At 43.9% G+C, this 24,269-nt stretch carries 19 protein-coding genes; 12 read left to right on the forward strand and 7 right to left on the reverse strand.

Annotated features, from left to right (window positions below; all coding sequences use genetic code 11):
* The first annotated feature begins 123 nt into the window (after positions 1-123).
* Complete coding sequence (locus R7Q46_RS11740; RefSeq protein WP_005373846.1) at positions 124-1,710, forward strand: BCCT family transporter; 1,587 nt, start codon at positions 124-126, stop codon at positions 1,708-1,710.
* A 62-nt stretch (positions 1,711-1,772) separates the two neighbouring features.
* Here the strand turns inward: R7Q46_RS11740 and R7Q46_RS11745 are convergent, their stop codons facing one another.
* Positions 1,773-2,501, reverse strand: a complete 729-nt coding sequence (locus tag R7Q46_RS11745) for a UTRA domain-containing protein (protein ID WP_005387087.1) — start codon at positions 2,499-2,501, stop codon at positions 1,773-1,775.
* Positions 2,502-2,711: 210 nt separating this feature from the next.
* On the opposite strand from R7Q46_RS11745, the gene R7Q46_RS11750 reads away from it, so the two are divergent.
* The 9 genes from R7Q46_RS11750 to R7Q46_RS11790 all read left to right on the forward strand — a co-directional run bounded on the left by R7Q46_RS11750 (position 2,712) and on the right by R7Q46_RS11790 (position 13,234).
* On the forward strand, positions 2,712-3,779 hold the full coding sequence (locus R7Q46_RS11750; RefSeq protein WP_005373851.1) for an ABC transporter substrate-binding protein: 1,068 nt from the start codon (positions 2,712-2,714) through the stop codon (positions 3,777-3,779).
* A gap of 12 nt (positions 3,780-3,791) precedes the next feature.
* Positions 3,792-4,616 (forward strand): alkaline phosphatase family protein, encoded by an 825-nt coding sequence (locus tag R7Q46_RS11755; RefSeq protein ID WP_308387459.1) that lies wholly within the window; start codon positions 3,792-3,794, stop codon positions 4,614-4,616.
* Entirely contained in the window at positions 4,613-5,503 is an 891-nt protein-coding gene (locus R7Q46_RS11760) for an ABC transporter permease (protein ID WP_053304599.1), read from the forward strand. The genes R7Q46_RS11755 and R7Q46_RS11760 overlap by 4 nt, the downstream gene beginning before the upstream one ends.
* Before the next feature lie 2 nt (positions 5,504-5,505).
* Positions 5,506-6,294 (forward strand): ABC transporter permease, encoded by a 789-nt coding sequence (locus tag R7Q46_RS11765; RefSeq protein ID WP_017633567.1) that lies wholly within the window; start codon positions 5,506-5,508, stop codon positions 6,292-6,294.
* The gene (locus tag R7Q46_RS11770) at positions 6,291-7,310 is read left to right on the forward strand and encodes an ABC transporter ATP-binding protein (protein WP_005373862.1); all 1,020 of its coding nucleotides are present in this window, start codon (positions 6,291-6,293) and stop codon (positions 7,308-7,310) included. Before R7Q46_RS11765 ends, R7Q46_RS11770 begins: the two co-directional genes overlap by 4 nt.
* 2 nt (positions 7,311-7,312) lie before the next feature.
* Positions 7,313-7,972 carry an HAD family hydrolase gene (locus R7Q46_RS11775; RefSeq protein WP_318077518.1) on the forward strand — a complete coding sequence of 220 codons (660 nt, stop codon included), beginning with the start codon at positions 7,313-7,315 and terminating at the stop codon, positions 7,970-7,972.
* A 192-nt stretch (positions 7,973-8,164) separates the two neighbouring features.
* A complete protein-coding gene (locus tag R7Q46_RS11780; protein ID WP_318077519.1) occupies positions 8,165-8,821 on the forward strand; it encodes a TetR/AcrR family transcriptional regulator in 657 nt (218 codons plus the stop codon).
* On the forward strand, positions 8,808-10,136 hold the full coding sequence (locus R7Q46_RS11785; RefSeq protein ID WP_042523281.1) for an efflux RND transporter periplasmic adaptor subunit: 1,329 nt from the start codon (positions 8,808-8,810) through the stop codon (positions 10,134-10,136). Before R7Q46_RS11780 ends, R7Q46_RS11785 begins: the two co-directional genes overlap by 14 nt.
* Positions 10,133-13,234 (forward strand): efflux RND transporter permease subunit, encoded by a 3,102-nt coding sequence (locus R7Q46_RS11790; RefSeq protein ID WP_318077520.1) that lies wholly within the window; start codon positions 10,133-10,135, stop codon positions 13,232-13,234. Before R7Q46_RS11785 ends, R7Q46_RS11790 begins: the two co-directional genes overlap by 4 nt.
* A gap of 482 nt (positions 13,235-13,716) precedes the next feature.
* On the opposite strand, the gene R7Q46_RS11795 is transcribed toward R7Q46_RS11790, so the two are convergent.
* From R7Q46_RS11795 to R7Q46_RS11815, 5 genes are all read right to left on the reverse strand, one after another.
* Positions 13,717-14,580, reverse strand: a complete 864-nt coding sequence (locus tag R7Q46_RS11795) for a hypothetical protein (protein WP_053349326.1) — start codon at positions 14,578-14,580, stop codon at positions 13,717-13,719.
* Positions 14,581-14,744: 164 nt separating this feature from the next.
* Positions 14,745-15,593 (reverse strand): hypothetical protein, encoded by an 849-nt coding sequence (locus R7Q46_RS11800; protein ID WP_064354528.1) that lies wholly within the window; start codon positions 15,591-15,593, stop codon positions 14,745-14,747.
* Positions 15,594-15,988: 395 nt separating this feature from the next.
* A complete protein-coding gene (locus tag R7Q46_RS11805) occupies positions 15,989-16,255 on the reverse strand; it encodes a hypothetical protein (RefSeq protein ID WP_318077521.1) in 267 nt (88 codons plus the stop codon).
* Positions 16,256-16,579: 324 nt separating this feature from the next.
* Positions 16,580-19,738 carry an efflux RND transporter permease subunit gene (locus R7Q46_RS11810; protein ID WP_213871462.1) on the reverse strand — a complete coding sequence of 1,053 codons (3,159 nt, stop codon included), beginning with the start codon at positions 19,736-19,738 and terminating at the stop codon, positions 16,580-16,582.
* Between the two features lie 13 nt (positions 19,739-19,751).
* Positions 19,752-20,909, reverse strand: coding sequence for an efflux RND transporter periplasmic adaptor subunit (locus tag R7Q46_RS11815; protein WP_149192155.1), 1,158 nt, complete (start codon positions 20,907-20,909; stop codon positions 19,752-19,754).
* 518 nt (positions 20,910-21,427) lie between these two features.
* Between R7Q46_RS11815 and R7Q46_RS11820 the strand changes: the two genes are divergently transcribed.
* Together R7Q46_RS11820 and R7Q46_RS11825 are read left to right on the forward strand one after the other, a co-directional pair.
* Entirely contained in the window at positions 21,428-22,945 is a 1,518-nt protein-coding gene (locus tag R7Q46_RS11820) for a phospholipase D family protein (protein WP_318077522.1), read from the forward strand.
* Between the two features lie 92 nt (positions 22,946-23,037).
* Positions 23,038-23,625, forward strand: coding sequence for a class I SAM-dependent methyltransferase (locus tag R7Q46_RS11825; RefSeq protein ID WP_318077523.1), 588 nt, complete (start codon positions 23,038-23,040; stop codon positions 23,623-23,625).
* Positions 23,626-23,679: 54 nt separating this feature from the next.
* Here the strand turns inward: R7Q46_RS11825 and R7Q46_RS11830 are convergent, their stop codons facing one another.
* Positions 23,680-24,150: an ASCH domain-containing protein gene (locus R7Q46_RS11830; RefSeq protein ID WP_005373887.1), complete on the reverse strand. Its 471-nt coding sequence runs from the start codon at positions 24,148-24,150 to the stop codon at positions 23,680-23,682.
* Positions 24,151-24,269 lie beyond the last annotated feature (119 nt).

The following is a 24,269-nucleotide window of genomic DNA, read 5'->3' on the forward strand; positions in this document are numbered from 1 at the left end:
CTAAGGTTATATTTGCAACTTCGACATGTTAACATCATCGGCTTTTTGAACATCCTCACACTTTTCGTTGAAACGATGTGAGGGGAAATGCACGGCTTCATAGCCCTAAAAAGCGAAGTAATTATGTCAAATATGACGAATGCCGCCTCCCACACAGCGCCTATTCAGGATGCTGACTATTCTGCTATTCATCCCCCATCTTTACTCAAGCGCCTCGAACTCACCAATCCTGTCTTTTGGTTAAGTGGTAGCTTCCTCACTCTATTCGTTTTACTTGCTCTAACGAATACCGACTCTCTAACCGCAATGGTTAACACCGGCTTCGGCTTTGCTACTAAATATTTCGGAGCTTACTGGCAAGTACTGCTTCTTCTGAATTTCCTAATTGGTTTGGCTCTTGCGTTTGGTCGCACTGGTTATGTGCGCCTAGGTGGTCTAGCGAAACCTGATATTGATAACTTTAAGTGGTTGTCAATCGTACTCTGTACTCTACTTGCAGGTGGTGGTGTGTTCTGGGCCGCTGCTGAGCCTATCGCGCACTTTGTGACTGCTCCGCCTCTATACGGGGAAGCCTCACCGAAAACTGCCGCAATCAATGCCCTATCTCAGTCTTTTATGCACTGGGGCTTCTTAGCTTGGGCGATCCTTGGTGGTCTATCTTCCATTGTCTTAATGCACTTGCATTACGATAAAGGCCTGCCTCTTAAGCCGCGTACTCTGCTTTACCCTGTGTTTGGTGATAAAGCCATTAAAGGCTGGATTGGTGATGTTGCTGACGCATGTAGCATCATTGCAGTAGCAGCAGGAACCATCGGTCCTATCGGCTTCTTAGGTTTACAAATTAGCTACGCGCTAAACTCATTGTTTGGCCTGCCAGATACGTTCGTAACGCAAAGTATGGTTATTATGGCGGCGATCCTGATGTATACCCTTTCCGCACTGAGCGGTTTGAGCAAGGGTATTCAAATCGTCAGTCGTTACAACATCATTTTGTCTGTACTGTTAATTGGTTACATCCTGTTCTTCGGGCCGACAAGCTTTATCGTTGATGGCTACGTGCAAGGCGTTGGTCGTATGGTGGATAACTTCTTCCCTATGGCACTTTACCGTGGTGATACAGGCTGGCTAAGCTGGTGGACAGTATTCTTCTGGGGTTGGTTTATCGGTTATGGCCCAATGATGGCGATCTTTATTGCTCGTATCTCTCGTGGTCGTACAATTCGCCAATTAATCATGTCTATTAGCATCGCGGCACCGCTGATTACTTGCTTCTGGTTTAGTATCGTTGGTGGCAGTGGCCTTGCGTTTGAACTTGATAACCCTGGTTTGATTTCATCTGCGTTTGAAGGCTTTAACTTGCCCGCAGCACTGCTAGCGATTACTGGTGAATTACCTTACCCAATGATCATTTCGGTTCTGTTCCTGATCTTAACGACAACATTTATCGTGACGACGGGTGACTCGATGACTTACACAATCAGTGTAGTGATGACGGGCTCAACAGAACCAAACGCAGTGATTCGCTCGTTCTGGGGTCTGATTATGGGTATTGTCGCTATTGCGCTTATCTCAATGGGCTCTGGTGGTATTTCTGCATTGCAGTCTTTCATTGTAATTACTGCCGTGCCTGTGTCTTTCATTTTGCTGCCAAGCATTTGGAAAGCACCCGGCATTGCAAGCAGAATGGCAAAAGAGCAAGGCCTCGTTTAAACCGCCTCTCTAACCAATATGCGAAAAAGAGCCCTTCATTGGGCTCTTTTTAATTCTGCGCTTTATCCTACGCTATCAATGCGAATCATCACTGCGTCTGGACGCCAATACTCGAATTCGCAGTCCATTAAATGCCCATCTTGTTTGTAGTTTACCCGCCGAATTTTCAGAACGGGTTGTCCTTCAGCTAGGTTCAACGCCTTAGCGACATGAGCAGGAGCTGACGTGGGAATCACATCAAAACGAGAGCGCTTTGTCTCGTAACCATACTTCTCACGATAAATGCCCGTCAGGGACATGGTGAGGTTCTCAGACAATATGCCCTCAAACAGTGCCGCTTTGAGCACGTTCTCAACAAACAATACCGCTCGCCCATCAATAAAACGTAACCGTTCAATTACATAAATTGGGGTAATTCGCTCCACCTCTAACGATTTGGCATACTCACCTGCGGCCATTTCACTTCGCACGTTGAGTAACTTAGTTTCTGCAATACGATGCTGCTCTCGAATCATCTGATGGAAGTGAGAACGAGACAACGGGTTGTAACAGATACGCTCAGGAGATACATACCAACCCCGGCGCTCTTCTCGATAAATAAGACCTTCAGTTTCTAAAGACACCAACGCATCTTTGATAGTGATTCGAGTTGTAGAAAACAGCTCACTGAGCTCTCTCTCTGACGGCAGTTTTTGTCCTTCCGACATGATGCCGGAAAGAATCTGCTGTTTTAAGCTGCTTCTAATTTTTCCTAATTGGGTACCAAATTGTCCGGTGCCTGTCGCTCTCATTCTGATCTAGTCCAAGGATAATTTGACGAATAACATAAGGCGTTTACGTAACAAAAATATGACATTAATCAACAGAACACATACTGAACGTATGAAATATAAGTGCCATATAAAATCAGCAAAACTGTCAAATTACTTGCGCTAAATCGTCACATTCCATCCATAGCATACAAAGCGAACTTACTGACCTAGTCCAGAAGGATGGAGACAATGAAAACTTTGCTAAGTCGTTCAATTACCGCACCAGCGGCAATCATTGCGGTAACGCTCGCTACGCCAACAGTAGCGAAAGAAGCCGATATTGAATCTTTGGTAGCAGCAGCACAAAAAGAAGGGGCGGTTTACAGTGTGGGTATGCCTGACAGTTGGGCAAACTGGAAAGACACTTGGGCTGATTTAAAGTCAAATTACAACCTTAAGCACCAAGACACGGATATGAGCTCGGCTCAAGAAATCGCAAAATTCGAAGCTGAGAAGAAAAACGCGACCGCAGACATTGGTGACGTAGGCTTTGCCTTCGCACGTGTAGCGGTTAAAAAAGGCGTCACTCAGCCATATAAACCAACAACTTGGAATGACATCCCAGATTGGGCAAAAGACGAAGATGGTCATTGGGCACTTGCTTACACTGGCACTATTTCTTTTATCTCCAACAATAACCTCGTAAAAGACGCGCCAAAAACGTGGGATGACCTATTAAAAGGCGACTACAAAGTGACCGTAGGTGACGTAGGCGTAGCAGCACAGGCTAACAACGCGGTTCTCGCCGCAGCGTTCGCCAACGGTGGGGACGAATCCAACCTCAAGCCTGCGCTCAAATTCTTTTCTGAACTCGCGAAGCAAGGTCGTCTTTCATTTACCGATCCGAACATCGCCAACCTAGAAAAAGGCGAAGTGGAAGTGGCGATCATGTGGGACTTCAATGCATTGAACTACCGCGACAAAATTGACCGCGACCGCTTTACAGTGAGCATTCCTCAAGATGGCTCTGTGATTTCTGGTTATACAACCATAATCAATAAATACGCGAAGAACCCTAATGCAGCAAAGCTTGCTCGTGAATACATCTTCAGCGATCAAGGGCAAATCAACTTAGCAGAAGGTTATGCGCGTCCAATCCGCACCAACATCACACTGCCTCAAGCAGTGCAAGACAAGCTAATTGCTAATGACCAATACAGCAATGTTCACCCAGTGACTGACTTCTCAGCTTGGGAAAAATCCGCACGTAAGCTGCCACGTCAATGGCAAGAAAGTGTCTTAATCCACCAGCAATAAGAGTAAGTCGTTATGAGCAATAAGGTCATCCTTGTTGTTCTAGATGGACTGAACTGTCGGGTAGCCCGTGATTGCATGGGCTACCTCAATGGTCTTCTAGAACAAAGTCGTTCCCAACAAGAAACTCGCGCAACGCTTTATCCTGTGCAGTGTGAGCTGCCCTCTATGTCTCGCCCACTTTATGAGTGCATTTTAACGGGCGTTCGCCCTGTAGAAAGCGGCATCGTAAACAACAATATCGTTCGTCTATCCAAACACGATTCCATTTTCAGTTTGGCAAAAGCCCAAGGAAAAGTGACCGCTGCGGCTGCCTACCACTGGGTAAGTGAGCTTTATAATCGCGCGCCGTTTGAACCTGTTCGCGATCGTTTCACGCATGATGAAACCCTGAATATCCAGCACGGCTGCTTTTACCATTGGGATCATTATCCTGATGAAGCCTTGTTCCTGGACGCAGAGTATTTACGTCGAAACTATCAACCTGATTTCTTACTGATCCATCCGATGAATATCGACGATACAGGACATAAGTTTGGCCTAGACTCTCGCCAATACCGCAATTGTGCGCGAGGTGCAGACATTATTCTTTCCAACTACATCGATCAATGGCTTGCTGATGGGTATCAAATCATTGTGACCAGCGATCATGGCATGAACAACGATCTTTCTCACGGTGGGATTTTACCTGAAGAGCGAGAAGTTCCCCTGTTTGTCATTGGTGATAAGTTTACCCATCAAGATTGTCATATTAAGCAAACTGATATTTGTGGCACCGTTTGTCAATTACTAAACCTTGACCACACGAAGCCATACACTCAGGAATTGTTAGCACTATGAGAAGTTCAGTCCTCTCCCCAAGCTCCAGCGAATCACGTTCAAATTTGGCAAGTACTTGGTTAAAGCGCTTTAAGCCAGCCATTTGGTTGGCGCCTTTCGCACTGTTTTTCTATCTATTTCAACTCGCACCGATGATTTGGGTACTGTTAAACAGCTTTATCTACGATGGCGAGTTTGCCTTCGATAACTACATTGAAGTGCTCGACTCCGCCTTTATGATGCAGGCGTTTGGCAACAGTTTGTGGTTAGCTGTATGGTCGAGCATTTTTGGCTTAGCCATTGCGACTCTGTTGGTCTCTTCTCTGCGCAGAGTCGATTCTAAAGTCCGCGACGGTGTGATTGCGTTTACGAACATGAGCAGCAACTTTGCAGGCGTACCTCTGTCATTCGCTTTTATTATTATTTTGGGCACCAATGGGGCGATTACCCTTTTGCTCAAGCAGTATGGCTTACTCGGTGATTTCGACCTTTATGGTAAATGGGGCCTGCTGGCCATTTACATCTACTTCCAAATCCCGCTGGCGGTATTGTTGCTCTACCCTGCGTTCGACGCGTTGAGTGATGATTGGCAAGCTGCTGCTGCGCTACTGGGAGCCAAAACATCACAGTATTGGGCGAAAATCGCGCTGCCAGTGCTCTCACCAGCCTTATTCGGTACCTTTATTATCTTAATAGCCAACGCAATTGGCGCTTATGCGAGTGTTTATGCGCTGACCTCCGGTAACTATAACGTCATCACAATTCGAATTGCGAGTCTGGTATCGGGAGACCTGTTCCTTGAACCTAATCTCGCCGCTGCAATTTCGGTGATTCTAATGGCGTTACTTGCCTTTATCACAGTGATTAACCAATGGCTCATTTCGAAAAGCTATGCAGGTAGGAAGTAGTCATGAACAACGTTAATACTCGATTCCATAAAACGGTGGTTTATTCCATTGTTGGGATCATGCTCATCCCGATTTTAGCGACCTTTGTCTATTCGCTTTCATCACGCTGGGGTGCCACGGTGCTTCCAGATGGTTTCACTTTTGATTGGTACGTTAAATTGCTGACCGACCCACGCTTTTTGCAAGCGTTTGGGCGTTCGCTGTTTATTTGTATTGCTTCGCTAACCCTCAGTGTGCTTCTGGTTCTGCCAGCGATATTCGTGGTGTTTTACTACTTTCCGAAGCTCGATAAGCTCATGAACGTATTGATTTTGCTACCATTCGCTGTACCACCAGTGGTGTCCTCCGTCGGCTTGCTTCAACTTTATGCTGACAGTGAAATCTCCCTTATCGGTACTCCTTGGATTCTAGTAGGTACTTACTTCACCATCGCGTTACCGTTCATGTATCGTGCGATTTCTAATAGCTTCGAAGCAATTAACCTTAACGATTTAATGGACGCTGCACACTTGCTAGGAGCAAGCACAACCAAAGCGTTTTTGATGGTCATTTTACCTAACCTCAAAAAAGGACTGATGGCATCGCTTTTCCTTTCATTTTCATTTCTATTGGGAGAGTTTGTGTTCGCCAATATTTTAGTCGGCACACGTTATGAAACCCTGCAAATCTACTTGTATAACATGCGTCAGACGAGCGGCCACTTTACGTCTGCCTTAGTGATGACCTACTTCCTATTTATTTTTTTACTGACTTGGTTGGCAAGTCGTTTCAGCCGAGGAGTCAAACAATGAGCTACGTAACAGCGAAAAATCTGACTAAACGTTTTGGTGATAACACCGTATTTGAGGACATTCACTTTAACATCGAGCAAGGTGAATTCATTACGCTTTTGGGCCCTAGCGGTTGTGGTAAATCGACACTACTTCGCAGCCTTGCTGGGCTTAACCCTGTCGATGGAGGCGAGATTTGGGTAAACGGAGAAGATATCACGCATCAAGTCCCGCAAGAGCGTGGTATTGGGATGGTCTTTCAATCGTATGCGCTGTTTCCCAATATGACCGTCGAAGGCAACATTGCATTTGGCTTAAAAATGAAAAAGCTTGCGAATGATGATATTCGACGTGAAGTGGCTAAAGTCATCAAACTGGTGGATCTGGCAGGTAAAGAAAAACACTATCCGCATCAACTTTCTGGCGGTCAGCGCCAGCGTGTCGCACTCGCTCGAGCGTTGGTGGTGAAACCTCGCATATTATTGCTTGATGAGCCACTTTCTGCGCTTGATGCCAAAATCCGCAAACACCTTCGTCAGCAAATCCGAGACATTCAGAAAGAGATGAATCTCACCACTATCTTCGTAACTCATGACCAAGAAGAGGCGATGATTATGTCTGATCGTATCTTCCTAATGAGTAAAGGGGAAATTGTTCAAGCAGGAACACCTGAAGAAATTTATACTCATCCTGCTAACGAGTTTGTGGCCGGTTTCATGGGGCACTACAACCTTGTAGAGGCCAATAAAGCCAAGCAACTCTTCAACATTGATACCGAATGGAAAGTAGCGATTCGCCCAGAGTCTATATATGTAAAAGAGCAAGGTCGTCAATATGATAGCCACATCTCAGCGCCACAAGTAGGTACGATCACCAACCACCAGCTTCTAGGTAATGTTATTCGCTATCAAGTGAACGTTGAAGAGTGTGAGCTCACTGTTGACTTACTTAACCGCTCTTCAGAACGCTTACTAGCGAATGGCAGCCAACTAGAGCTACTCTTTAACCTAAACGAAATTCAACCAGTGAGAGCCTAAACATGTCCAAACCTTTGTATGTTTTTGATATGGATGAAACCCTAATAAACGCTGACTGCGCAATGATTTGGAACGAGTTTATGGTTGAGAGAGGCATCGCGACTGATCCTTTATTTATTAAGGAAGATCAGCGTCTAATGGCCTTGTACTCTAAAGGCAAAATGGACATGGAAGATTACCTAGCGTTCTCCATGAAGCCACTAGAAAACATGCCGATTGAAGAAGTAAACGCCTTGGTTGAAGAATGTGTTGAAAGCCATATTTTGCCTAAACAGTTCCCTCAAGCCAAAACCCTGATTGAGCAACTTTCTCGTGATGGTATAGATATGGTTATCATCTCTGCCAGCGTCACTTTTTTGGTGGAAGCCGTTGGTCGCCGTCTTAATATTCCAACCGCACTCGGAATTGATTTAATCGAGAAAAACAACCGTTATACTGCTGAAATCGACGGTATCCCGAGTTATCGTGAAGGCAAAGTCACGCGATTAAAACAGTGGCTAGAAAATCAGCCTGAGCCTTATTCCGAAATCCATTTCTATACCGATTCAATCAACGATTTACCGCTTTGTGAATACGCGAACTACGCTTATCTGGTAAATCCATGCCCACAACTAAAAGAACACGCCAACAGACCGAATTGGAGTGTGTTAAGTTGGGGGTGATCTAGCCTCAAAAGGCCGTTCTTCCTAAGTAAATACTTTTCTATTTGTTCAAAGAGCAGTTCTTTCTGCTCTTTTTTACTTCTCTTCATCACAAATTAATCACTTGATTAAATACTGATTAATTTTTCACATGTCGCATGAGAAATCAGCGTCTTATAATTAATCAAATGTTTAATATTTTGAGAGAAGATTGTGACGGAAGCGCATCGAAGGGCGGGAAGACCCACAGATAATATCGACGCACGGGAAAAACTGATTTTCCACGCGCGCGAACTCTTCACCATTATGGCTTATGACAAGGTCTCTACTCGCCTAGTTGCGCAGAAAGCAGGCGTGAACGTGGCGATGATTCGCTACTACTTTAGCAACAAAGAAGGCTTGTTCGAGACCATGTTGCGCGAAACACTGTCACCGATGCAAAAGCAGATGCAGACGTTGGTATCCAACAGTAACGAGCAAAACTTTCTCGATCTAATGCGCACCTACTACCGCGAAATGATCAAGGTACCACAGTTCCCACGCTTAGTTGCCCAAGTTATGAATATGCCCCCATCGGAAACCCAACGCAAACTGCTCGAAAAAGTCTTCGCAGATATCAGCAAGCCAATGCAAGGCGTGATCTTTGATAAGTTGATCGACAGTGGCGTTTTACGAAAAGACGCCGACCCTCAACTTTGTCGCGTCTCTTACATCAGCTTGATGGTGTTTCCTTTTATGGCACCACCAGCACTGCTTGCCATTCATGGCATTGAACTTTCTGAAGCCTTCTTGAACCGATTATTCGAACACAACATACAACTGATGAAACATGGATTTTTAGACTCGGGCGACCAATATGAAAATAAATAAAAAGCTGCTGTTCTTTCCTGCTCTTGCGGTGGGGGTCGTCATTCTGTTTTTGGCGATTAGCCTCAAACCAGATTTGCCCGTAAAACCCGCAGGAGATCGTGCACGGTTGGTCGAGACAATTCCTCTTGAGCTCAAAGCCATTGCGCCTGTTGCTATTGGCTTTGGCAAAATCGCTCCGAAAGTTGAGTGGAAAGCGATAGCCGAAGTGACAGGTAAAGTGGTGTACCGTCATCCGCAACTGGAAAAAGGACAAGTACTGCAAGCAGGAACGGAAATCTTGCGCATCGATCCACTCGATTACGAATTGAAACTGGTTCAAGCTCAAGCCGATCTCAAATCTGCCCAAACCTCTCTGGCTAAGCTGAACCAAGAAGAAGCGAATCTCAAAAGCACCCTCAAGATAGAGGCCAACCGTCTGGTTATCGCCAACAAAGAGTTAGACCGTAAACAAAACCTGCGTAAGAAAGGCTTAACCTCACAATCGGATGTAGATCAGCAAGAGCAAAGCGCGCTCTCTCAACGTAAGTTAGTACTGGATATTGAAAATCAAATTGGTTTGATGCCGGATGAGAAACGAGTCGCGGAAGCCCTAGTTAAAGTTAATGCATCAAAAGTGGATGAGGCCGAACGCTCGCTTGATAAAACCATCATCACGCTTCCTTACGATTTGCGTATTGCTGACGTAGAAATTGAGAAAAAGCAAGTGGTTAACCTCCAACAAACCATGGTGACAGGACATGGTATTGATGTCATGGAAGTGGAAGCTCAACTATCCATTCATGACATGCAAACTTTGGCGGCGAGCATCGGTGAGTTTGTCCGCGATGAATCTGGTATTCCACAACCTGATATGAATGCAATTCATGCCAACATTGAACTCAGCAGCGGTAACCTCTCTGCAAGCTGGCCTGCGAAAGTTGCACGCATCAGTGAAACGGTTGATCCAAGCCAAGCGACTGCCGGTGTGATTCTGGAAATTGAACAAGACTACCGTGCATTAAACCCAACGTCTGCGCCTCCATTGGTGAACGGCATGTTTGTGCGTGCCTTAATTGAGGGACAAGAGAACCCGAGTTGGGTCATCCCAGAGCGTGCGCTTCATGGCGATAAGATTTACCTGATGGGAGATGACAACCGTCTGCAAGTCGTCACGGTTGAAGTGTTATATCGTCGCAATAACCAAGTGGTGATCGATGGTGAACTAGAGCAAGGTCAGAAGCTGATCATCAACGATTTGCTGCCTGCGATTAACGGCATGCTATTGAAAGAGTCACCTGAACAGTCAGAAACGGCTATTGAGGAGTCTGATTCATGATCCGATTCTTCGCCAAGCATCCAACAGCAGCCAACTTGCTGATGCTAACGCTGCTGATATTGGGAATTTCTTCACTTTCCACGATTAAGCGTGAAACTTTTCCTGAGTTTGATCCGCCCTACATCCTAGCTGGTGTGGTTTACCCCGGCGCTTCCCCTCAAGAGGTAGAAGAGAGCATCTGTATCCGAATGGAAGATGCTGTCGATGGCCTTGCCAACATTAAAGAAACTCAGTGTGAAGCGATTGAGGGTTCTGCGCGTCTTATCTTAAAACTGAATGAAGAAGCCGACATTGGGCGCATGTTGGTTGATGTTCAAACCCAGATCAACTCGATAAACGACTTCCCACAAGAGATTGAATCTCCTGTGGTCCAAGAGCTCGATTGGAACGAGCCAGTTGTGGATGTCGCGATCACCGCAGATACCACATGGCCAGAGCTAAAAGCGTATGCCGAACAGCTTAAACGCACGTTAAAAATCGATTACGATGTCTCTTTGGTTGAAGTTGCTGGCTTCTCTGACCACCAATACCGAGTAGAGTTAGACACTCAAGCTATCCGACAACTTGGTTTGAGTGTTGGTGATATTGCGGAGCAGATTGGTCGTCAAAACGTCAAGTTGCCAAGTGGTAATGTCGAAACGCCAGATAAGAACTTTCTGATCCGCTTTGACGAACGACGCGTGACGCCAGAAGAGCTTGAGACTATTGTCGTGGGCTCTGGTACAAATGGCTCAATCATCCGTCTAAGAGACATTGCGACGATTACCGACCGATTTGAATTGGACGAACAGAAAGTCCTCTTTGATGGTCACCCTTCTGCCCTACTAAAAGTCAGCAAAAACAAAGAAGACGATGCACTGCGCATTAAAGAACGTGTTGCTCAATTTGTCGAAGAACAACAAGCCATCGCGCCAGACGGTGTGATGCTACAAATGACCAATGACCTTTCATCCGTGCTTTGGGATCGCCTGACCATGATGGTCAAAAACGGTTGGCAAGGTATCATTCTGGTCTTCGCCACCATGTGGTTGTTCTTTAGTTTTCGCTATTCCTTTTGGGTCGCAGCTGGTTTACCCGTTGCCTTCTTAGGTGGGTTATTTTTGATGGCGCAACTTGGCCTGTCCATCAACATCATGTCTTTGGTCGGGTTACTCATGGCCATCGGTATCATGATGGATGATGCCATCGTTATTGCCGAATCGATCGCCGCTCACCTCGACCGAGGAGAAGAGATCGATGATGCCGTAATTAAAGGCGTGAAAAAGGTACTGCCGGGGGTAATTTCTTCCTTCCTAACCACGGTGTGTATTTTCGGTAGCTTGTTGTTCTTGCAAGGTGAAATGGGTGCGGTACTTAAAGCAGTTCCTCAAGTTCTGATCCTCGTTTTGAGTTTGAGTTTGGTGGAAGCCTTCTTGATCCTACCTAACCACCTTTCTCATTCCCTGCATAAACAAAAGCAAGAGCGAAAAACACTGAAGTTCAAACAAAAGCTGCTCGCTTCTTTTGAAAACTTTCGCAACACCACCTTGGTCAACGCAGTGGATAAAGTGGTCGAGTATCGCTATGCCTTTATGGGTGGTGTGGTTGCCTTGCTTCTTATCTCCGCAGCCACGTTAGTCGGTGGTTTGCTCAAGTTTCAACCCTTCCCTGAACTGGATGGCGATATTGCAGAAGCGCGCATTATTCTCCCTCCGGGTTCTTCTCTGTCTCAAACTGAAGCCGTCGTCGATAAGATCGTCGCTTCCGCTCAAAAGCTAGATAAAGAATGGACAGAAAAAGTGGAAGACGGCAATCCATTGGTTCTGCACATCACCAGTCAATTCAACGCCAATGCCGATGCGAATGAATCTGGCCCTCATATAGCCACGGTACGTCTGGATTTGCTGGGAGCCGAGAGTCGTAACACACTCATCGATGAATTTATCGATGCATGGCGCGAAGACATTGGTGAACTTGCCGATCCTATCTCGTTGGTATTTAAACAACCGACCATGGGACCGGGTGGCCGGGCGATTGAGATTCGAGCGAAGCATGATGATCTGGATGCGCTTAAAGCAGCCTCTATCGACATTCAGCAATACTTGAATGAGTTTGACGGTGTCCATGGCGTGTTGGATGACATGCGTATGGGTAAAGAAGAAGTCTTGGTTAAACTGCGTCCGGGCGCAGAAGCTTACGGGATTAACGGCCAGCTCATCGCCAATCAATTGCGTGCGGCTTTCTTTGGCCAAACCGCAGACGAAATCCAAGTTGGGGTAGAAAACATTTCCATCGAAGTTCGCCTCGATAAAGCACAAGCCGGTGACTTACAGCAATTGGCAAACTTCCCAATTATCTTGTCCGATGGTAGTCAAATTCCACTCGCGACCATTGCGACTTTGGATTTCCAGCGTAATTACGTAAGAATCCAGCGCATTGATGGCTTGCGCACTGTGAGCGTATTCGGCGATATCGACAATACGAAAGCCAACTCAACCGCCATTATTCGTCAGTTCCAACAGGATGAAGCACCAAAGCTTATGCAAAAGTATCCTGGTCTTCGCTTCGACTTTGAAGGCGAAGCCAAAGATACCGCAGAAACTGGCGCATCAATGGGTAAAGGCTTCTTGCTTGGTTTGTTTGGCGTGTTTGCGATTCTGAGTTACCAATTCCGCAGTTATTTGGAACCATTCGTCGTCATGCTCGCGATTCCACTCGCCTTTATTGGTGTGGTATGGGGACACATCCTACTCGGTCACTCATTAAGTATGCCAAGTATGATGGGCTTCGTCTCACTAGCGGGGATTGTGGTGAATGACTCGATTCTGTTAGTTCAGTACATACGCCATCATGTCGATGAAGGAGATAATGTGCACGACTCGGTAGTCAAAGCCAGTCGGGAACGCTTTAGAGCAGTATTCCTAACATCAATGACCACTGCAGCAGGTTTGCTTCCATTACTGACTGAAACCAGTTTGCAAGCACAGGTTATTCAACCACTGGTTATCTCCATCGTGTTTGGTATTTTTGCATCCACTCTGCTGGTGTTGTTTATGATCCCTGCTGCGTATGCCATTTTAGCTGACTTCGGCCTAGTCCATAAGCACGAAGAAATCTAAAACGACTGATAAGTAAACTTATCAAAATGCACAAGAGCGGCTTAGGTCGCTTTTTGTTCAATACCAATGCGTTAAAAAACACACAATCACTTAACAAACAGAGGGTTATTGTGTCTCATTAAGTGTGAATATGAACAGTTAAGGATTAAGTATGTTGAGTTTTATATAACCAAATCAAATAACCAACACAAGATTTATAATATGTCTTATTGTCAAAAACGGAATTTCACAGAGTAAAAATACACGTAGGCAACACATTCACAATTTAAACTCACGATAATGAAAACATTGATTGAAGAATTAACATTTTAACAATCATTACAACAATGTTAACTTTAGCCTCGTTGGTCGCGCTGGTGGTAAGCCTCTCACCAAGCCTATTGTCAGTTTTATATGGACGTTCGACCACCTCCAAAATGAATAGACACCCAATTTGGTGCCCTTTTTTCGCCCGTGAAAGCATTCTTCGCGGGCTTTTTTCTTTAAGTTAAGTATGAACGCTCTGGATCAACTTTTTTTGCCAACCTTTCGGATTTGGAGGTAGTATGCGAATCAATAAGCGGAGACAGTGCTAGCAACTCTAAAACGTTTTTTTCAAAGATTTCATCCGCGTGTCTTACCCAATCTAAAAACTTTTTTTGAGCAAATATAGGCTCGATTTCATATAAAAATTCAATACTAAAGTAAAACTCATTTTTGATAGGAAAATTGTACACTCTTCGATAGTCTTTTTTATACTCCAAATTTCCTTCTACATATTTTGAAAATGTATTTTCACCAATCTTGATATTTTGGCATTTGATTGGAGGATAACCACGAAGAAACTCTCCTACAAGGAACTCTTCTTTCGCTCTCTTTTTTTCTTCGTTTATCGGGTCTATTCCCCAACGATGATTTGCGTACGCAATGGCATCATTCATCAACTCTGTATGATCACCTTTTTGAGAACCGTCAGGTGACTCTACAGCATGATAAAAATCCACGTACTCTTTCTCTATAAATGAGGATAGTTGATTAACACTAGTAATATTTTCATCTGAAGATTTAATCCTTAACCGAATATATAAACCACCTTGTTTATTGATTGGTAATAGTGGATTTATTATTTTCTTTTTAAAAGAGAAATAAATCGTGGCCAATTTTATAAACTTTTCATGCCGCTCTACTTTTGAATCAATATTGAACCGTTGTAATTCAATAAAATCTTGGTATACATGACCTTCATATATATTGTTCGGACATTCAAATGATAGTACTAAGTCATCTATCTGGAATACATTATGTAACAAGTGTGCAAAATCTGGTTTCCCTCTAAACCCATCTTTAAAGATTTTGATAAAATTCATATTTATATCTCTTGTTATTTAAATATGTATTGATATTTGTGATAAGCTCTATACTAAATCCATTGGCCTTATATGCGCCATGGCGTACAAAGGTAAATAGGCATCCAATTTGATTCATTTTTCTCTCATGGCTACATACTTTGCTAGCTTTTCTTGACGCTGTGTTACTCTGCCTTAGTTTTTTCGTTCAATCCCTTTACCGCTTTGGCTGTATACGAGTCGATGAGCGGAGACAAATCCAGTAATTCCAATACTTTTTTTTCAAAGGTTTCATCCGCACTTCTCACCCAATCTAAAAACTTCTGCTTAGCAAACATCGATTCGTACTTATACCAAAACTCGATGCTCAGGTAGAATTCATTTTTTATGGGTAAATTGTATACTCTTCGTAATTCACTCTTATACTTAAGATTACCTTCTGAGTATTTTGAGTATTTGTTTTTTCCAACTTCAACTATCTCACACTTTATTGGTGGATAACCACTTAAGAAACCTCTAATTAAATATTCTTCTTTTTCTCTTTTTCGGTCTTCACTTTCTGGAATTTCTCCCCATTGTTTATTCGCACGCTTAGTCAATTCTTTCATCAAGTCTGTATGATACCCCCTCATAGAGCCTTCACTTTGCTCCGGGGCATGATAAAAATCATAATATTCTCTCTCTAAAAATGAGGACAATTGACTAATATTATCAATATCTTCTCCAGTAGATTTAACCCGTAGCCTAATATATAATCCACCTTGTTTGTTAATAGGAAGCAAAGGGTTTAATATTTTCTTCTGAAACAAAAAATATACCGTAGCTAACTTTACAAACCTTTCATGCCTCTCTATTTTTGATTCAACATCGAACTGTTCTAAATTAACAAGATCCTGGTATACATGTCCTTCATATATGTTGTTCGGACACTCAAATGACAGCACTAAGTCATCTATCTGGAACGCATTATGTAATAAGTCAGAGAAATCCGGCTTTCCTCTAAAACCATCTTTACACATTTTAATAAAACTCATATGTCTATCTCTTACTCTTCAAATATGCATCAATACCTTTAAACGAGAGCCTGCAATATGAGTTCTAATTCAAGTAAAGGTAAGCCACATACTAAGGTATTATGAAGGTCAAAAAGGAGATCGGATCTTTTCTAAATTTTAAATATCTAACATCACCTCCACTTTACTGAAATCTACACTTTTGAAAGTTACATCCGCTCCATCCAGCAATAGCTCATCAAACACGCCAACTATTGATAATAAGCTTGAGGATCTGATCTCCACCCATGAAATGAGAAACAAAAAAGCCAGCCTTAAAAGGCTGGCAAGTAGAGCAACAAGGTCAGTGCTTACTGCTAACTAACACCGAACTCGTATTGGATTCATTTTCGTCTGTTAGTCTCTTTTAGCGGCGTTTATGACTTGCTTGCTTTCTCTTTGTGGCACGTTACCTTTACTAACTGTTCTTGATCATCTTTAATGTTTTTCACGATACGCTCATCACGTGCGTGAATGGCATCGATGTTCATTTGCTGAATATCTGCTATAGCTTCATGTTTCATTTCAGAAAAGTCCTGACGTAAATCTGAGCTCCACTCCTCTTTGTCTAAAGTGTTAGCAGCAGCGATTGGTGATGACATTACAGCAATAAGACTTAGAGTAGATAGAAATACGCTTTTCATAATAAGCTCCTTGAGGATTAGCAGTTAATTTTAATTACAATTTATATATTGCACATACGATGCCAACTTTTATTTTGTTATTTTTCAACAACTTAAACAAACCCTCATATTCAACGTTATCTTCGTCTGGTAAATTTCGCTAACCAAGTGTCAAATTAACCATACGAATTTAAAACATTAGAAACATACACATTAGAAATGCTTTGTCAGGCAGTTTTCTCATCAGATAATTACGTAACTGCCCACTAAAAAATCGCTTTGAATCAAAATGCGGAAACAAAAAAGCAGCCCGAAGGCTGCTCCTAATCGTTAATACCAAGCTTGTTAACTCGATACGCTTGCTTCAACGCTCGACGTCACTGGCGACTTTCTGAAACGATTAATCAAACGATGGATAAACCTCTTAATCGATCTGAAAATATTTTTAATATCTTCAAGCATTAAATACAAACAAGGCACCAACACTAAAGTCAGAACCGTTGCGTACAACACCGCAAAGCCTAAAGCGACAGCCATCGGTATGACAAAACGCGCCTGCAAACTCGTTTCAAACATTATCGGCAATACACCCGCAAACGTCGTTATTGAGGTGAGCGTGATAGCTCGAAAACGAGCACAACCCGCCTCAACAACCGCTTGTTTGATGTTCATACCCCTTTCTCTCACTTGGTTTACGTAATCTGTCATAACCAGAGAGTCGTTGATAACCACGCCAGCAGCGGCGATCAAACCAAATGTCGACATCATACTGATGTCTAAACCTAGCCAGAAATGGCCCCAAATCGCCCCCGTCAGACTAAACGGAATGACGGACATTACAATCAAAGGTTGGGTATAACTTTTTAACGGTACAGCTAACAAGATGTAGACGATGATCATACCTGCAATAAAGAACAAAATCTGTTCATTACGCTGCGCAGCCTGCTCTTCAATATCACCACCCAATTCTGTTTTCACACTCGAGAACGCTTGCTTCATATCCGGTAAGATATTGTCGTCAATGACCTTCACGATTTCTTGAGGTTCAACCAATTCTTCGTCTATCGAACCATAGACATAAACGGTTTGATACCCGCCTTCACGTCGAATGCTACTCACGCCCGGCTGCTCGTTGATCTTCACCACATCACCTAGCATGACCTTCTTACCTGCTGGTGTGGTAATCACGGCGTAACGCAATGATGAGAATGCTTCACGCGTCAGTTGCGGGTAACGCACCATAACTTTAATTTCTTCACCATCACGAATAATGCGCTGTGCTTCGCCACCATAAAAGCTGCCACCAACTTGCTCTGCGATCATGGTGAGATCCAGACCGAGATCGTACGCTACAGGCGCAAGAGACAGGAGTACTTCTTTGCTTCCAGAATCAATAGAAGATGAAATATCATATAACCCTTCTTCCAGCTGTAAACGCTCTATCAAGTAACGCCCAGCCTCGTTGAGCTCATTGATGTTAGAACCAAACAACAAGTAGCCAAACTCATCTCTGTCACCACCACCCGCACTCTGCTCGCGGATTTTGATGCTCTTCATACCTGGAATAACAGGCATAGCTTCACGCCAACGTCGAGCCAGTTCAAATGTATTGAACGGGCGTAACTCTTCATCAACCAGAGGTACTAATACACGACCTTCGGTGCGGCTTCTGTTGTACGACAGCACATCACGAATCATTCCTTGACCATGTTCTGCAATGGTCTCAGATTCGATCTTTTGCATGACACGTTCAATAGTCTTGAGTGCACTGATTGTCTGCTCACTTGAAACGGTATCATTCATTTCAATAGTGATCGCAGGATAGTCAGTCGGCACTTTAGGGTTAGGGATCACCCGAACATAATTCGCGTTGATCAAAGCCGCGCTGATCAGCAGTAAACCACAGAACACCGCAAACACTGTCCAGCGCCAATGGGTGCATGTTGTTACAAAGTTCCGATATGGACCATTTACAAAACCAAAAAAACGTTGGTTAAATCGGTCACGCCAACCACCTGGTTTAACTGGCTTAAAATGAGTATGCGCAAGGTGTGCAGGAAGGATCAGCTTCGATTCAATCAAACTGAAGATCAAACACAGAATCACGACACCAGCAATGCCGTAAAAGAAAGCGCTATCAATACCGCTAGACAACAAGAAAGGGGCAAACACCGCAATTGTGGTTAACACACCGAAAGTGGCTGGTGTGGCAACACGTTTTACACCACGAACCACGTTTTCGACGCCACCGCCTTTTTCTTCAATTTCGCTGTAAGCGCTCTCTCCCATCACGATGGCGTCATCAACTACAATACCGAGTACCATAATGAAGGCAAAAAGAGACACGATGTTTACCGTGATTCCTAATGCAGGCATCATCATTACGGCACCGAGAAAACAGACAGGTAGCCCAATCATTACCCACATAGCCAAGCGGAAACGTAGGAAAATGGTCAGCATAATCGCGACTAATGCAGCGCCTTGCAGCAAGTTTTTCAACATCATGTCGAGACGCCCATTTAAATAATAAGTCGTATCAACTAAGACTTTGAGCTTAACATCCTGCGGTAATGTCTTGTTTTTTGCTTCAATATAATTACGAACGGACTGTGCAACAGGGATAATGTTCTGATCACGAGTGGCTTCAACAGACATGTAGATCGCATTTTGCCCTGAGTATTCAAAATAGCGCTCTTCTTCCGTAAAGCCATCTTTGATCGTGGCGATATCTTGCAGTAACACCTTCGCACCATTTGCGCCAAGCTTTACAGGAATATTTCTAAACTCATCACCACGGTAGTATTGGTTTTCAATCCTTACTGCAATCATCCCTGAGTTTGTTTTTACTTCGCCCGCAGAAAAGTTGGCTGAGTAACGGCTGATCGCGCTGCTGATATCGCTCAACGTCAGGTCGTATTTACGAAGAACAAGTGGGTCAACTTCAATCGCTATTTCTTCTTCTGGCGCACTCAGATACACCAGCATGACGTTTTCTAACTGAAGTAATTCATCTTCGATTTGCTTAGCAAGCGGTTTAAGCTCCTCGAGCGGTCGATCCCCAACTAACCCCATTTCAATTACATCTTGGCGCCATTCAACTTGGTAGACATTGATTGGTTCCATACCCGCTGGTAAGTTAGACAAGGTATCAATACGTTGGTTTACATCATCTAAGACACGCTTGATATCGGCATTAACGTCTACCTCGATGGAAACATACGCGCTACCTCTAGAGGCCGTTGAGACTGCTTTTTTAATCCCGGTGACGTCTTTAATCGATTCCTCGACCTTAACGAGAATACTCTCTTCTATCTCTTGAGGAGAAGCGCCAGGATAAGTCGCACGAACATCAATGTAGTTCACCTCAATATTCGGAAACATCTGCCTTTGAATAAAGAGAAAACTCACCACACCCATGATAATGATGAACACCATCAAAAGGTTGGCAGCGACGGGATTATTCGCAAAATAGGCAATTAAGCCCTTTTGTTTAGTATCTTCCATGACATACTCCTACTTACTGTACGACGGTTTCGGAGTCGTCACTCTTTTTTGCGATTTGTACCGCCATGCCTTTTTGAGGGTACTCTGGTAAGGTCAGTACCAACTTATCACTTTGCTCTAAACCTTCGCCAACCAGCAAAAACTCACCTTCTGCTCTCAAAACCGTGACGGTTCTGGGTTGAAGTTGATTATCGCCATTCACCACCCACACGGTACGGTTTTTAACTAATTCCTGTGGCAAGCGGTAGATGTGCTTAAGTTCCTTACCAGTGAAGCTCACTTCAACGTAGGAGCCGAATTTAATTGGAGGCAGCTGGTTATCGACACCGTATGGGTCCGCGATTTGAATGACCATGTTAATCATTCGGGTAGCGCTATCAATCATGCCTAGATCACGAACTACTCGACCTTCTCTAGTGGTAGAAAACACACCTTGCTGCGTCACTGTCGCAGTGAGTTCACCAATGGATTCAGGTAAAAATGCACTATCAAAACCGGCAATGGGTACGTGCACCTCTGCCACTTCGATGTTGTTTAACGTGGCAACTCGAGAACCAGATGTAACAAATTGACCAACACCAATATCACGCTCAACAACCAGCGCATCGTAAGGTGCAACGACTTTGCAATTTTCTAACTCTCTTTTTGCTCGTTTGAGTGCCGCTTGAGCCGACTTCACTTGGGCTTGTGCGCTCAAAACGTGAGGTTTGCGTAAATACAGATCCGTCACTTGCTTATCGCTCAGTCTCTTTGCCTGACGTTTTGCCACTTCGGCTTTCGCTTGTTCCTCAATCAAGTTTGCGCGTGCACTAGCTAAATCGGCTTCAGCTTGTAAAACCGACGCTTCATAGTTGTCGCTTTCAATTGTGAAAAGAACCTCTCCTCGTTTCACGATGCCACCCGTTACAAAATTCGGGTGCCAACTTATCACTTCACCACTGACTTGCGCGGAAAGGTGTGTTTTTTCAAAAGGGACTAATTCACCGTGACTGGTAATCACCACTTTGTGATCAGTAGGAAAAAGAGAAGAAGCCTGAACAGTAGGTTCTGTAATTGCATCTTTGGTTGACTCTTTTTCCGGCGCAGTTGCGGCAATTGCAGCATATCCTGCATAAGAGCCTCCAACGACGACGAAGGGTAAAAGCCAACGTAATATGGGTTTTGCTAACATCGAAAATCCTTTTTTATTGTTGTTTTCAACACCACACTTTTATTCAGTCCATTGCTCCCGGTAAGCATGGTGGTGAGAGAATTGAATTTGAATAAACATCAAAGCGGCGCTTGCCTAGTCTTTTAAGCAGCGAACTAGATAGTTATTGCCAATTCAAAGTTAATAAAATTAACAAAAAATTAACCAACTGCGCAAGTTGCTCTGACTTAACTTTTATTCTAAACAGCAAATGACATGCCAAGCATTTATTTATTAAAAATCATATGGTTATATAAAAACCATTATTTTATCCAGTGTGCTACTGGTCATAATCACCAGATATTAGTGATTATGACCAATACGGCCATAATGATAATTAAAATAAATGATTATCTGCGCTCTAAAAGTTGAACTTGGTGCAGGCTCTATGGCAATTCATTGATTAATCGCTCGTTATCAAACGGTTCTGGGTGCATGTGGCGTCAGCTTAAGTCTATAATTTGGAGTAGGTAACACTCTGTAAGACAAGGAAATGTGCTTTGTTACAAACGCTCGCCAAGTTGCTCTTCCCCTCGCTGCTCACTATTTTATCGGCATGCTCATCCGTATCGTTGAATGACGCCAGTGAAAAGTCCACCAGCTTTCAGCTCGGTTATCAAAAGGATTCTGTTCTTGCGCAGTACTTTGAAGCTTACGGGAGAGACCCTAAGTCCATAACTGGCTTTGCACCGTTAAATCAGGGACACGATGCCCTTCTTGCTCGAACCTCTTTGATCGAGTCCACCCAGAAAAGCCTTGTTCTTCAATACTATATTTACCGTGGTGACGAAACGAGTCAGCTAATAACGTGGCGATTGTATGAAGCGGCAAAGCGTGGTGTTCGAGTAAGACTGTTGCTTGACGATATGCAAAAGCGAAACGACGATGTGATGGCTGCCCTCAATGCACATCCTAATATAGAAATCCGCTTATTTAACCCGCATCAGTATCGCGACTCCCGTTGGTTCGCTCTTGCTAGCGATTTTGAACGCCTTAATCGTCGTATGCACAATAAGTCTCTGATTGCAGACAGTGTTTCCGCTATTGTCGGTGGTAGAAATATCGGCAATGAATACTTCTCTTTTGAATCGCAAGTTGAGTTTGGTGATTTTGATCTTCTGCTCTATGGTGAGGCGGTACAACAAACTGCCGATCAGTTCGACCTCTACTGGAATAGCGCCTATGCGATACCAATGGAATGGATTACACCGAATTCACAGCAAATTACCGACCAAGCGATTCAAAAGCAGGTCAATAAACTCCGGTTAGAGGAAAAGTTTTCAACCGGCCGCTATGACTTCACACAACTGGATATGTACCAAGATCTAAAACAAGGCAAACTCAAGCTCTACTGGGGAGAAGCGAAAGTATGGTTTGATCTGCCCGATAAAGTCGCAACCCGAGAGAGCCAACTTATTGATAATTTGTCGGAACTGGTTAAAAGTGTTGAGGATTCATTTGTGCTCATCTCTCCCTATTTCGTTCCAACTGAAGTAGGTACTCAAGCATTAAGTAACGCGGCCAAGCGAGGCGTTGATATCACGATTGTGACCAATAGCCTCGCGTCTAACGATGTGTTTGCCGTGCATGGTTGGTACGCAAAATATCGAAAAGAATTACTCGAAGCTGGAATAAAGCTTTGGGAAGTAAAAGCGAGCGCGAAACTCAAAAGTAAGTGGAGCCTCACGGGGAGTAGCAGAGCAAGTTTACACGCTAAAGCAATGACGATTGATAACAAAACACTTTTCGTTGGTTCGATGAACTGGGACCCACGTTCGGCCGCTTTGAATACCGAAATGGCCGTTGTTATCGAACAGCCAGAATATGTGCAAATGTTTCTAGAACAACTGCCGAGTCAACTGTCGAGTAACGCCTATGCCTTAACTCTGCGCGACGGGGACATTGTCTGGACCGACGTAAAAACAGGCGAAGAATACAAGTCCGAACCAGAAGCAGGAGTATGGCGAAAAATGGGTGCTTGGTTCTCCGGAATATTACCAATTGAAGATCAGCTATAACAGTTGCCAATACTGCAAACCTACCCAGTAAAGCGAAACAAAATGGACGCTAGTTTTGGGGCTGGGGGGCACAACCAACATAAGGAAGCTCAATGCCAGCGCAATGGAATGAATACTATCAGAAAATTTTAAGCCAACCTCACCGCCCAAGCGTGGAAAATGCCGTAAATCGACTTAAGATAGAAGGCAAAGTCGCTCTTGATATTGGCTGCGGAATAGGTCGAGACAGCCACTTTCTCCTCGAAAAGGGATTTAAGGTTCACGCATGTGATAGCAATGAAGATGCAATAAAAACTTGTTTAACACGCTTTGAAGGTAACAAACGATTTTCGGTTTCGCAGTGCTGTTTTACTGAGTTTAATTATCCTCAGTGCAGCTTGGTTATCGCAAATGCCAGTTTGTTCTTTTGCCCTGACAAAGGCTTCAAACAAGTCTGGACAAAAATAGACAGCGCATTACAACCGAGCGGTATCTTCTGCGGCGATTTCTTGGGAGTGAAAGACTCCTGGGTGACCTCCGAAATGCATCCAAACATTACCGCATTAACGAAAAAGGAAGTGGAAAGCTTATTCGAAGGTTACGACCTCATTTCATTGCATGAAAGAGATGAAGACGGGACCACTGTAGTCGGAAGCCAAAAACATTGGCACATGTTTAGTGTGACCGCTCGAAAGCGCTAAAAATGGTCTCTCGATAAAGAAAGCAGCACTTCAAATCAGTGCTGCTATCAGAGATTAATTGACGGGATACACCACTTCAAAACGCTCTAAAACCAGCGTACGTTTCTCATGCCAATCGATGTTCAACTCATCGCATTCAGCTTTAAAAAATGCAGTATGAGCATCACGCCACCAGTTTAAGGTTCTATCACCTTCGCCTTCTGCGAAGGCAAACTCTGCGGTTACATCCTCATATTTGCATGTACTTACGTCAGTAATTCGTATCACGCAAACCGGGTCCCCATCCCAATTCGTCACTACTTGTAAATGACCGACTTGGGGCATGGTTTCACCATGTTCTCGATACCAAAGCTCCAAACTGCACGATGCAGTTTTCTGTCCAATACGAACCAAATCTGCGCATACATTCGCGTTGTATTCGTCGGCACAATAATAGTCAGCACTGACTGATGGTACAGCTTCCCTTTGTTCTGGTGATAATAATTCTAGGAATTGTTCTAAGTAATCCTTAGCTCGCGCGTCCATGCTCACTCCATTAATCATAAATTCGTAAGGAGGATAAAAGATATCACCACAAATAACCACCAGGAACAAACTGAAAAACAACAAGAATATGACTTCTACGAAGACGACTGTTATTTCTT

The organism is Vibrio sp. 811 (genome assembly GCF_033339195.1).

Excerpts from the sequence above, each read along its gene's own strand:
- R7Q46_RS11740 (WP_005373846.1), top strand. The coding sequence starts at position 124 with ATGTCAAATATGACGAATGCCGCCTCCCACACAGCGCCTATTCAGGAT.
- R7Q46_RS11745 (WP_005387087.1), bottom strand. The coding sequence starts at position 2,501 with ATGAGAGCGACAGGCACCGGACAATTTGGTACCCAATTAGGAAAAATT.
- R7Q46_RS11750 (WP_005373851.1), top strand. The coding sequence starts at position 2,712 with ATGAAAACTTTGCTAAGTCGTTCAATTACCGCACCAGCGGCAATCATT.
- R7Q46_RS11755 (WP_308387459.1), top strand. The coding sequence starts at position 3,792 with ATGAGCAATAAGGTCATCCTTGTTGTTCTAGATGGACTGAACTGTCGG.
- R7Q46_RS11760 (WP_053304599.1), top strand. The coding sequence starts at position 4,613 with ATGAGAAGTTCAGTCCTCTCCCCAAGCTCCAGCGAATCACGTTCAAAT.
- R7Q46_RS11765 (WP_017633567.1), top strand. The coding sequence starts at position 5,506 with ATGAACAACGTTAATACTCGATTCCATAAAACGGTGGTTTATTCCATT.
- R7Q46_RS11770 (WP_005373862.1), top strand. The coding sequence starts at position 6,291 with ATGAGCTACGTAACAGCGAAAAATCTGACTAAACGTTTTGGTGATAAC.
- R7Q46_RS11775 (WP_318077518.1), top strand. The coding sequence starts at position 7,313 with ATGTCCAAACCTTTGTATGTTTTTGATATGGATGAAACCCTAATAAAC.
- R7Q46_RS11785 (WP_042523281.1), top strand. The coding sequence starts at position 8,808 with ATGAAAATAAATAAAAAGCTGCTGTTCTTTCCTGCTCTTGCGGTGGGG.
- R7Q46_RS11790 (WP_318077520.1), top strand. The coding sequence starts at position 10,133 with ATGATCCGATTCTTCGCCAAGCATCCAACAGCAGCCAACTTGCTGATG.
- R7Q46_RS11795 (WP_053349326.1), bottom strand. The coding sequence starts at position 14,580 with ATGAATTTTATCAAAATCTTTAAAGATGGGTTTAGAGGGAAACCAGAT.
- R7Q46_RS11800 (WP_064354528.1), bottom strand. The coding sequence starts at position 15,593 with ATGAGTTTTATTAAAATGTGTAAAGATGGTTTTAGAGGAAAGCCGGAT.
- R7Q46_RS11805 (WP_318077521.1), bottom strand. The coding sequence starts at position 16,255 with ATGAAAAGCGTATTTCTATCTACTCTAAGTCTTATTGCTGTAATGTCA.
- R7Q46_RS11810 (WP_213871462.1), bottom strand. The coding sequence starts at position 19,738 with ATGGAAGATACTAAACAAAAGGGCTTAATTGCCTATTTTGCGAATAAT.
- R7Q46_RS11815 (WP_149192155.1), bottom strand. The coding sequence starts at position 20,909 with ATGTTAGCAAAACCCATATTACGTTGGCTTTTACCCTTCGTCGTCGTT.
- R7Q46_RS11825 (WP_318077523.1), top strand. The coding sequence starts at position 23,038 with ATGCCAGCGCAATGGAATGAATACTATCAGAAAATTTTAAGCCAACCT.
- R7Q46_RS11830 (WP_005373887.1), bottom strand. The coding sequence starts at position 24,150 with ATGGACGCGCGAGCTAAGGATTACTTAGAACAATTCCTAGAATTATTA.